We start from the raw sequence: 9,551 nt of genomic DNA, 5'->3' as shown, positions 1-9,551 counted from the left end.
CTATATGCGCCCGAAGCTGACCAACCGCAAGAATGCGGACGACGAGCTGATCTACACCTACATGTGCTCCACCAAGGAGCGTAGCCACGGCACGGTCTGCTCTATGAAAAACTGCAACGGCAACACGCTGGACGCCAAGATCATCGAGGAGATCCGCAAGCTGTCCGCCGACAAGGAGACCCTTACCCGGCTGCTGGCGCAGACCAAGAAGGTTATCAGCGGCAGCAAGGAGGGCTACGATGCAGAGCTTGCGCTGCTCCGGGAGAAACACGCCGAGACGGAAGAACGCCTCAAACGGCTGGTGGAGTCCCTGTCCGTTGCCAGCGACACCTCTGCAAAGTACGTCATGGAGCAGATCGACGAACTGCATCGGGAGAGCGAGACTCAGCAGGCAAGACTTTCCGAGTTGGAAGCCCTCACCGAGCAGAGCCGGATGCTGCATCAGGAGTTCGCCTTCCATCAGGAAATGATCGAATCCTTTGCCAGCGCGGTGGATTCTGCTACGCTGGAGGAAAAACGCCGCCTGCTGCACACCATCGTCAAAAAGGTGGTCTGGGACGGCAAAAACGCCTATGTTTACCTCTTTGCGGAGGATGGAGAGGCGGATTTGCCGCCCGTAGAACAACCTATGTATCCGTTGGGAGAGGATAGCGAATGGAAAATGAACGTAATATTTAACGGTATGCGGGCGGTCACTGACCGGTCCCTGCGATTACACGATTGCCGATGTTTGAGAGAACGCCATTCTCACCTGATAAATACACCGATTTTCCCCTCACCTGCATTCTCCATTCTCCATTTTCCATTCTCAATTATTCAACTTTCCCTTTATCATCCCCGCAGAATATGGTATACTAAAAATGTATCAACCCATTTCCAAAGGAGAGGTGCATACCATGAATTACGCTTATACCTATACATACACACCGCTTTTCACAATGATTCTGCCGATTCTGGCACTTTTACTGATTCTTGCGGGCGGCATCGCGCTGTACACGCTGTTTGTCCGCAAACCGAATCACTACCACGGTGCAGCGGCAAAGCTGCATGATTTTCTCAATTTCCGGCACGCATACACCGAGGGTCTGCTGAAAATCCTGTACTGCATGACGGTCGCTGCGCTGGCTGTTTACAGCGTTATTCTGCTGTTTTTCCACTTTTTCTGGGCGATCCTGCTGTTTATCGTCGGAAATATTGCTGCACGGCTCGGCTATGAATTTATTATGATGCTGTTCAGCATGCACCGCACCCTGCGCAGCATTGACCGCAAAATGCCCGAGCCGCAGCCGTTCGAGCAGCCGGCTCCCGAGCCGCAGAATACACCGGAAAATCCGCTCCCGCCCGATCAGCCGTAACACAAGCTGCTGTTTCCGCTTGAAATTTGTTCAACGCAGATTGCAAAAACACGCAAGTCATGATAAAATAGATATACTATTATAGAATTTCGCGGCAGGACCAACCCATGTGCTGCCCTACAGAAAAGTGTATCTTAGAAAAAGGAGGTCCGTGCATTGAAAATTCAGGAAAGCGCGGAAAACTACCTGGAAGCCATCCTGGTTCTGACGCAGAAAAATGGACAGGTGCGCTCGATCGACGTTGCGCACTACACCGGCTTTTCCAAGCCGAGCATCAGCCGTGCCGTTGGCCTGCTGCGCGATAACGGTTACGTTTCCATCGACCAGAACGGTCTGCTGGGACTGACCGAATCCGGCATGCAGATTGCCACCAGCATTTACGAGCGCCACACCGTGCTCACCGCGTTCCTCACCGCTCTCGGCGTGGACGCTGAGACCGCCGCTGAGGATGCGTGCCGCATCGAGCATGTGCTGAGCGAGGAAACCTTCGACAAGCTCAAGCAGCATGCGAAGGCGTATATCGACGCACAGGGTAAATAAGACCCGTTGAAAATCCTGCCTGAAAAGGCAGGATTTTTTATATCAAATTTTATCGAACAAATTTTCGATAAAATCATTGCATTCAAATCGGCACCCTGTTATAATGGGTGTATCGAATCCGAATACACCGCCGCTCTGCGGCTTGCATATTTGTAACTTTTTCAGGAGGAAATGCTATCATGGCTACCAAAAAGCAGTTGGAACCGGTCGCTCCTGCGGCTGATAAGAAGAAAGCACTTGCCGCTGCGCTCGGTCAGATCGAAAAGCAGTTCGGCAAGGGCTCGGTCATGCGTCTGGGTGAAAACACCGGCATGAACATCGAACACATCCCGACCGGCTCGATCGGTCTGGATCTCGCGCTCGGCATCGGCGGTCTGCCGCGCGGCCGAATCATTGAGATCTACGGACCGGAATCCTCCGGTAAGACCACAGTTGCACTGCACAGCGTTGCAGAGGCACAGAAGCTGGGCGGCACGGCTGCGTTTATCGATGCCGAGCACGCGCTCGACCCGGTTTACGCCAAGGCACTCGGCGTTGACATTGACAGCCTGCTGGTCTCCCAGCCGGACACCGGTGAGCAGGGTCTGGACATTGCAGAAGCGCTCGTGCGCTCGGGCGCGATCGACATCGTGGTTATCGACTCGGTTGCCGCGCTGACGCCGCGCGCCGAAATCGAAGGCGAAATGGGCGATTCCTTTGTCGGTCTGCATGCCCGCATGATGAGTCAGGCGATGCGCAAGCTGGCCGGCTCGATCGCCAAGAGCCAGTGTGTAGCCATCTTTATCAACCAGCTGCGTGAGAAGGTCGGCGTCATTTACGGCAATCCGGAGGTCACCACCGGCGGCCGTGCGCTCAAATTCTATGCGTCTGTCCGCATGGAGGTTCGCCGCGTGGAGCATCTGAAAAACGGCACCGAGCTGATCGGCAGCCACACCCGCGTAAAGGTTGTAAAAAACAAGGTCGCTCCCCCGTTCAAGCAGGCTGAGTTCGATATTATGTACGGCGAAGGCATTTCCCGCACGAGCGAGCTGGTCGATCTCGGCGTGGAATTCGGCATCCTCAACAAATCCGGCGCGTGGTTCTCCATGGGCGATACCCGTCTGGGTCAGGGCCGTGATGCTGCCAAGCAGTATTTCAAGGATCATCCGGACATCGCGGATGACGTACAGAAGCAGATCATGGAAAAGGTTGCCGAGGAGCGCAGCAAGCTGGCGCAGAGCCATGCGGCACGTCCTTCCGCTGCTGTGCCGACCGAGAAGGCCGAAAAGCCTGCGGATAAGGCGCCGCGTCCGTCGTCCTCCAAGGCAGTCTCCATCGACGCGGACGATTTTGACGACCTCGACGAAGAATAATGAGCGAGGATAAATACCGCGCAGCCCTCGATATGGCGGCAAAACAGCTGTCTTACCGGGCGCTGAGTGCGAAAATGCTGCGCGACAAGCTGCTTGCCAAGGGGCACGATGAGGAAGCCGCCGATTACGCGCTTGCGTGGCTGACCGAACGCAGTCTGCTGAACGATACGCTGTTCGCGGAAAGCGTTGTACGCGGCTACACGCGCAAGGGCTACGGTGCGGCACGCATCCGGCAGGAGCTGACCCGCCGCGGCATAGACCGCGACACCGCAGAAGCAGCTATGCAGACCTTCTCTCCGGATGAGGCGCAAATGCTGGCTCTGCTCGAAAAACGCCTGCGCGGTGACGTTTCCGATCGCAAAGAGGTCGAAAAAGCCGTTGCAGCACTCCAGCGTCGCGGTTTTGCATGGAATGATATCAAGCGCGCACTCGAAATCTACGGCAGTTCGCTGCCGGAGGAAGAATAATTTTTTATTCAAGGGTTTCCATCATCAAGCGAATCTTTTCGCGCGATAGCGCGCATGAAATAGAATTTGCTGTGCAAATTCCAAAAAAGTCAGGGCGTGTACCTGACTTTTTTGACTTATAGAGGGAGAAAGTTTCTGCACAGGAACTTTCGGACGACTCTGGAACGGCCCACGGTCCGTTCCTCTTGTCGGCAAAACGGTAGTTTTGCGACAGGGTCTTGCATGAATCCCGCGGTTGGAGTATCATAATAAGAGGAGAAAACTCTACCGGAAAGGAAGTATTTCCATGGAAACCAATAAAATTCCCGCCCGCGCAGATGTGCCCGCAAAGGACAAATGGGCGATTCAGGATCTGTTTGCGACCGACGATGACTGGCGTGCCGCGTTAGCGAAGGCCAAGGAGTTCATTCCGCGCATCACCGCATTCCGCGGCAGACTGGCCGAAAGCGGCGCTGTTCTGCTGTCTTTTTTCCGTCTGGATGATGAAATCAGCCTTGCATTTGACGCGCTTGTACACTACGCCCAGCGCCGCAGCGATGAGGACACCCGCGTCGCCGCCTATCAGGAGATGGTCAGCCAGGTGACGCGCTTCGCGGTCGAAATTCAGTCTGTCGCCGCGTTTGAGACCCCTGAGCTGCTCGCCATCAGCGATGAGGACATGAACCGTCTGTACGCCGAAGCACCCGAGCTGGAGCTGTACCGCCTGAATATCGACCGCATCCGCCGCCGCCGAGAGCATGTGCTGTCCGACAAGGAGGAGGCAATCCTCGCCGCTGCAGGCGAAATGGCCGCCAGCCCGGATGACATTTACTCCATGCTGAACGACGCCGACCTCAAATTCCCGGACGCGGTGGACAAGGACGGCAATAAGCACCCCGTCACGCACGGCACATTCATCCCGCTCATGCAGTCCTACGACCGCGTGCTCCGCAAGTCCGCGTTCGATTCGCTGTACTCGGTTTACGGCCAGTTCCGCAACACCTCGGCGGCAACGCTGTCCGCGCAGCTCAAGCAGCTGCTGTTCTTTGCGAATGTCCGCAAGTACCCCTCGACGCTGGATGCCGCCCTTGGCGGCAATGAAGTGCCGACCGAGATTTACCGCAACCTGATTGACGCGGTGCACCGCTCATTTGCACCCATGTACCGCTATGTTGCGCTGAGAAAGAAGCTGCTCGGCGTGGACGAACTGCACATGTACGACCTGTATGTGCCGGTCGTGGACGGCGTGGAAATGAAATTCACGTTCGAGGAGGCCAAGGAGATCGCACTGAAGGCGCTCGCGCCGCTCGGCGAGGACTACCTGAATCTGCTCCGCGAGGGCTTTGCAAACGGTTGGATCGACGTGTACGAGAACGAGGGCAAGCGCTCGGGCGCGTACTCGGCAGGTGCGCGCGTACACCCGTATGTGCTGCTCAACTTCAAGGGCACGCTCGACGATGTGTTCACGCTCGTGCATGAGATGGGCCACTCCATCCACTCGTACCTGTCCAACAAGACCCAGCCGACCGCGTATCAGGATTACGTTATCTTCGTTGCCGAGGTTGCATCCACCTGCAACGAGGCCCTGCTAATGGAGTACCTGCTGTCCGTCACGACCGATAAGAAGGAGCGCGCGTACCTCATCAACCACTTCCTCGAGCAGTTCCGCGGCACGCTGTACCGCCAGACCATGTTCGCCGAGTTCGAGCTGGCCGCCAACGAGATGACGCAGCGCGGCGAGGGCACGACCGCCGAAGCGCTCTGCGCGATGTACAAAAAGCTGAATGAGCAGTATTTCGGACCGGAAATGAACGTAGACGAGGAGATTTCGCTTGAATGGGCGCGTATTCCGCACTTCTACTACGATTACTACGTTTACCAGTACGCGACCGGCTACGCCGCTGCCATTGCACTTTCGCGCCGCATTCTGCGGGAGGGTGAACCGGCGGTGAAGGATTACCTCGGCTTCCTGTCCGGCGGCTGCTCTGCCGACCCGATCACGCTGCTGCGCGGCGCGGGCGTGGATATGGCAAGTCCGAAGCCGATTGAGGACGCAACAAAGCTGTTTGATGAAATGATCTCGGAGATAGAAAAGATTCTGAATTGAGCATTAAGAATGAAAAATGGAAAATGACGTTTCTTTTTGCATTTTTCATTGTCTGTAACACTCGATTAGAGCAAAGAAAAGGCACAGCCGATTGAAGTGACCCAAAAAAGTTAGACAAAAATTCAACGCAAAAATTGTTCAAGCAACCGAAAGGGCTTGCTGTCTGTGAATTGCAGGCGGCAGGCCCTTTAGCTTTGCCTTGATCCTGCGGTTGTTGTAGTAATCCAGATATTCAATGAACTCCTGCTTGAAGTGTTCCATAGAGTGAAATTCCTGCAGATACAACAGCTTACTCGAGCCGGGGTGCGGATTTAAAAACCATCTATCAGGCCGCTGATGAGCAGAAGGCGCTGGCTGCCTTAGACCGTGTAATTGAAAAATGGACTCCGAAATACCCGAATTCCATGAAACGCTGGAAGGACAACTGAGATGCTGTTTTACCTATTTTTAAGTTCTCAGCCACCGTCAGAAAGGTCATTTACACGACAAATGCGATCGAAATCACTGAATTCCACCTATCGGAAGCTCAACCGGTAGAGAAGTGTATTTCCAAGCGATACCGCCCTGTTAAAAGCCCTGTATCTGGCCACTTTCGAGGCTATGAAAAAATGGACTGCTACGATCCGAAACTGGACACAGGTTTACGGAGAACTAAGCATTATGTACGAAGGACGTTTACCTGAATAATTGGAAGGCCGGTCAAGAAGACAGGCGTGAACTGCACCCCATTTGTTAGACAGTATGGTATACTGTTAGGAAATGGGGTGTTTTTCTATGCCAAAAGGAGTACCAAACAAACGATATACGCCGGAATTCAAAAAACTGGTGATTAAAACCATGCAGGAAGAGAAATTGAGTTACAGCGAAACCTGCCGTAGATTTGAGGTAAACAGCAGAGATCGAATCAAATCATGGGAGCGAATCTACCTGGAGGAAGGGCCGGAAGGCTTTGCCGTTGAACGGCGCGGCCGCAGCAGTAAGGGCCGTCCGCCAAAGCGGCTGCCGAAGGAGGTAACGGAAGATCTGCTGGCAGAGGTTCAGCGGCTGCGTGCGGAGGTAGACTACCTAAAAAATTTGCAAGCCTTGGTTTTGGAAGACGAGCGACGCCAGCACAAAAAACGCTGGTAGTTCAAAAGCTAAGGCAAAAACACGCACTCAGTATACTGCTCTCAATCGCTCAACTGCCCCGTGCAACTTTCTACTATCATTTGAAGCAGATGCAGAGAGAAGACAAATATGCATCTGTTAAGCCTGCAAATAAAAAGTCAAGCCCTCAAGCGGACTTGACAAAAGAAAATATCGCAGGCAGCGGGCGGAGAAAAGCACAACACCAAAAGGCCGCCGCGAATGCGCCGACCTGCAGAGCCTGATTACAGCTGTTTATTTCGTGTGATGCAAGCCTGTGGAATCCATATCTACAGGCGGCAGATCTTCCAATGCAGCGAAGTATGCCATCCCACCTCGCACCTTCGGCACATCAATATGAGCCATGTCGTTCACCTCCAATCTTTCATTTTGCGTAAATTTGTGATACACCACTCTTGCCGTTTTGTAAATACGTTATACGAAAGTTTTTTACGCGAAACGCATTTTTTGCTTGCACAACGTATTTGCCTGTGATATAGTTAACTTATCATAAGAGGGAGGTACTCATTATGGGGAATATATCATCTGTCTTGAAAGCAAAGCGCAAAGAATTAGGACTTACACTCGCACAGATTGCCGAAAAAATCGGCGTAACCGAAGCTACTGTGCAGCGTTGGGAAAGTGGAAATATTAAATCGTTACGGCATGAACGCATTGCCAAACTGGCTGACATTCTCGGCGTTACACCTTCTGTATTGATGGGCTGGGACGAACCCACCGCACCAACTCTCCCCTCCCCCACCATCACCGAGGATACAGTGACATTTCCGGTCATCACCAGCGTAGCGGCGCACTACGACGGCGTATCCATCGACGAGAGCGCGGCCGGCGAGAAGATCGAAGTGCCGCGCGCCTACCTCAAAGGCCGGAAAGCCGAGGACTTCTGTGCTATGCGCGTGCGCGGCGACAGTATGTATCCGGCGTTCCAGAACGGCGACATCGTGCTGGTACTGCGTCAATCCACCATGAACCACTCCGGCGAGATCGGCGTGATCAGCTACGGTGATGACGAAATGACCATCAAACGCATCAACTATGTGGACGGCGAAGACTGGCTCAAGCTTGTGCCGCTCAATCCCGCGTACCCGCCCCGCCGCATTGAAGGCGTAGACCTCGAAAGCTGCCATATCATCGGCATCCCGCAGGTGCTGATACGGGAATATTAAGAAAAGGAGCTATCCCGCATGAATGACCTGAAACCTGCTCTTGCACAGCTTGCGAAGGACTGCGGTGCACGCAAACTCGTCCTGTTCGGCTCCCGCGCACGCGGCGATAACCGTCCGCGCAGTGATATTGACCTTGCGGTGTTCGGTATGCCGGAGGAGCAGCAGACGCGGTTCTGGTGCGGCATGGACGATCTGCCGACCCTGCTGAAATACGACGTTGTGTTTGTCGATGACTACACCTCGCCCGAGCTGCTTGCTGAAATTGACCGAGATGGAGTGATACTGTATGAAAACCAAACGCGATAACTTTGTAAATGCTGCACATCGACTGGCGGAGGCGGTAACGGACTATCGGAACATCCGAAACGACACCGTCCGCGACGGCATGATCCAGCGGTTTGAATTTACCTTTGAGCTGGGCTGGAAGGCACTCAAGGAATATATGCTCGACGCTGGCATGCAGAATACCCTGCAATTCCCAAAGCAAGTGCTGCGTGAGGCGTACGCCGCCGAGCTGATCGACGATGAAAGCGTCTGGCTGGATATGCTGAATGCCCGCAACCAGACTTCGCATATCTACGATGACCATACTGCCGCTGTTATCGCAGCAAAAATCCAGAACGCCTATCTGCCCGAGTTGCAAAAGCTCGCCGCGCGGTGGGAGAAATAAAAAATCCCGCCCCGGTGCTACCAACACCAGAGCGGGACATTCACGGCAAGCCGCTGCGCAAGTCCTTTTACAGCACGGTGAGTCTGTCCGATGCGAAGAAGAAAGCCGAGGAGTACCGCGTAGCCTCCGAGGTGTCGGCTCGTACCGGTGAAGCCTTTGTGCCCTCCACCTACAAGCAGCCGTTCGTTGACGTCAACACCTATGAGCTGACCTATGTCAGTCTGGTCGAGGGTCATCTGATCCCCTATTTCGGGGCGGCGCGGTTGAGCGATATTCGTCCGGCGGACATACAGGCGTACTTCGCCACAAGGACGGAATGTTTGGAGAGCCGGCTGAAGAAATGAACTGCACCCCATTTGTTAGACAGTATGATATACTATCTAACAGATGGGGTGATTTATTATGTCAAGAGGAAAACCAAACAAACGATACACGCCAGAATTTAAGAAGCTGGTCGTGGAAACCATGATGGAAGAAAGGTTGAGTTACAGCGAAACCTGCCGTAGACTTGAGGTAAACAGCAGAGACCAGATCAAATCATGGGAACGAATCTATCTGGAAGAAGGGCCAGAAGGCTTGACGGTCGAACGGCGCGGCAGCGACTGCGTGCGGAGAACGATTACCTAAAAACTTGCAAGCCTTGGTTTTGGAAGACGAGCGACGCCAGCGCAGAAAGTGCAGGTAGTTCAAAAGCTGAGGCAAAGACATTCTCTGGATATTCTTCTCTCAATCGCTCAACTGCCCCGTGCAACTTTCTACTATCATTTGA

At 53.8% G+C, this 9,551-nt stretch carries 11 protein-coding genes and 3 pseudogenes; 13 read left to right on the top strand and 1 reads right to left on the bottom strand.

All coding sequences use genetic code 11. The features are described from left to right. The 6 genes and pseudogenes from PGY33_RS11925 to pepF all read left to right on the top strand — a co-directional run. Window positions 1-1,051 (top strand): annotated as a pseudogene (locus PGY33_RS11925) (hypothetical protein); the annotation flags it as partial. Then, a complete protein-coding gene (locus PGY33_RS11920; protein WP_270478813.1) occupies window positions 939-1,355 on the top strand; it encodes a hypothetical protein in 417 nt (138 codons plus the stop codon). The pseudogene PGY33_RS11925 and the gene PGY33_RS11920, both read left to right, overlap by 113 nt. A gap of 156 nt (window positions 1,356-1,511) precedes the next feature. Next, complete coding sequence (locus PGY33_RS11915) at window positions 1,512-1,895, top strand: metal-dependent transcriptional regulator (protein WP_110435666.1); 384 nt, start codon at window positions 1,512-1,514, stop codon at window positions 1,893-1,895. 179 nt (window positions 1,896-2,074) lie between these two features. Next, window positions 2,075-3,247 carry a recombinase RecA gene (gene recA / locus PGY33_RS11910; RefSeq protein WP_110435667.1) on the top strand — a complete coding sequence of 391 codons (1,173 nt, stop codon included), beginning with the start codon at window positions 2,075-2,077 and terminating at the stop codon, window positions 3,245-3,247. Further along, complete coding sequence (locus tag PGY33_RS11905; RefSeq protein WP_270478812.1) at window positions 3,247-3,714, top strand: regulatory protein RecX; 468 nt, start codon at window positions 3,247-3,249, stop codon at window positions 3,712-3,714. Before recA ends, PGY33_RS11905 begins: the two co-directional genes overlap by 1 nt. Window positions 3,715-4,000: 286 nt before the next feature. Next, the gene (gene pepF, locus PGY33_RS11900) at window positions 4,001-5,800 is read left to right on the top strand and encodes an oligoendopeptidase F (RefSeq protein ID WP_270478810.1); all 1,800 of its coding nucleotides are present in this window, start codon (window positions 4,001-4,003) and stop codon (window positions 5,798-5,800) included. A gap of 138 nt (window positions 5,801-5,938) precedes the next feature. Here the strand turns inward: pepF and PGY33_RS11895 are convergent. Then, window positions 5,939-6,094, bottom strand: a pseudogene (locus PGY33_RS11895) (IS3 family transposase); the annotation flags it as partial. Between the two features lie 14 nt (window positions 6,095-6,108). Here PGY33_RS11895 and PGY33_RS14555 point away from each other — a divergent pair. The 7 genes and pseudogenes from PGY33_RS14555 to PGY33_RS11860 all read left to right on the top strand — a co-directional run. Next, window positions 6,109-6,487, top strand: a pseudogene (locus PGY33_RS14555) (transposase); the annotation flags it as partial. An 87-nt stretch (window positions 6,488-6,574) separates the two neighbouring features. After that, on the top strand, window positions 6,575-6,928 hold the full coding sequence (locus PGY33_RS11885; RefSeq protein ID WP_270478808.1) for a helix-turn-helix domain-containing protein: 354 nt from the start codon (window positions 6,575-6,577) through the stop codon (window positions 6,926-6,928). Between the two features lie 527 nt (window positions 6,929-7,455). Beyond that, window positions 7,456-8,112, top strand: coding sequence for a LexA family protein (locus tag PGY33_RS11880; protein ID WP_117752406.1), 657 nt, complete (start codon window positions 7,456-7,458; stop codon window positions 8,110-8,112). 18 nt (window positions 8,113-8,130) lie between these two features. Then, complete coding sequence (locus PGY33_RS11875; RefSeq protein WP_110435685.1) at window positions 8,131-8,418, top strand: nucleotidyltransferase family protein; 288 nt, start codon at window positions 8,131-8,133, stop codon at window positions 8,416-8,418. Then, on the top strand, window positions 8,399-8,782 hold the full coding sequence (locus tag PGY33_RS11870; protein ID WP_117490229.1) for a nucleotidyltransferase substrate binding protein: 384 nt from the start codon (window positions 8,399-8,401) through the stop codon (window positions 8,780-8,782). The genes PGY33_RS11875 and PGY33_RS11870 overlap by 20 nt, the downstream gene beginning before the upstream one ends. Next, window positions 8,770-9,126, top strand: coding sequence for a hypothetical protein (locus PGY33_RS11865; RefSeq protein WP_110435687.1), 357 nt, complete (start codon window positions 8,770-8,772; stop codon window positions 9,124-9,126). The genes PGY33_RS11870 and PGY33_RS11865 overlap by 13 nt, the downstream gene beginning before the upstream one ends. Before the next feature lie 58 nt (window positions 9,127-9,184). Further along, complete coding sequence (locus tag PGY33_RS11860; RefSeq protein WP_270418213.1) at window positions 9,185-9,409, top strand: helix-turn-helix domain-containing protein; 225 nt, start codon at window positions 9,185-9,187, stop codon at window positions 9,407-9,409. Window positions 9,410-9,551 lie beyond the last annotated feature (142 nt).

Source organism: Butyricicoccus sp. AF18-9LB, assembly GCF_027684505.1.
Lineage (GTDB): Bacteria > Bacillota > Clostridia > Oscillospirales > Butyricicoccaceae > Agathobaculum > Agathobaculum butyriciproducens.
Note: the sequence above shows the minus strand (reverse complement) of the source record. Positions and strands in the feature narration are given on the sequence as shown.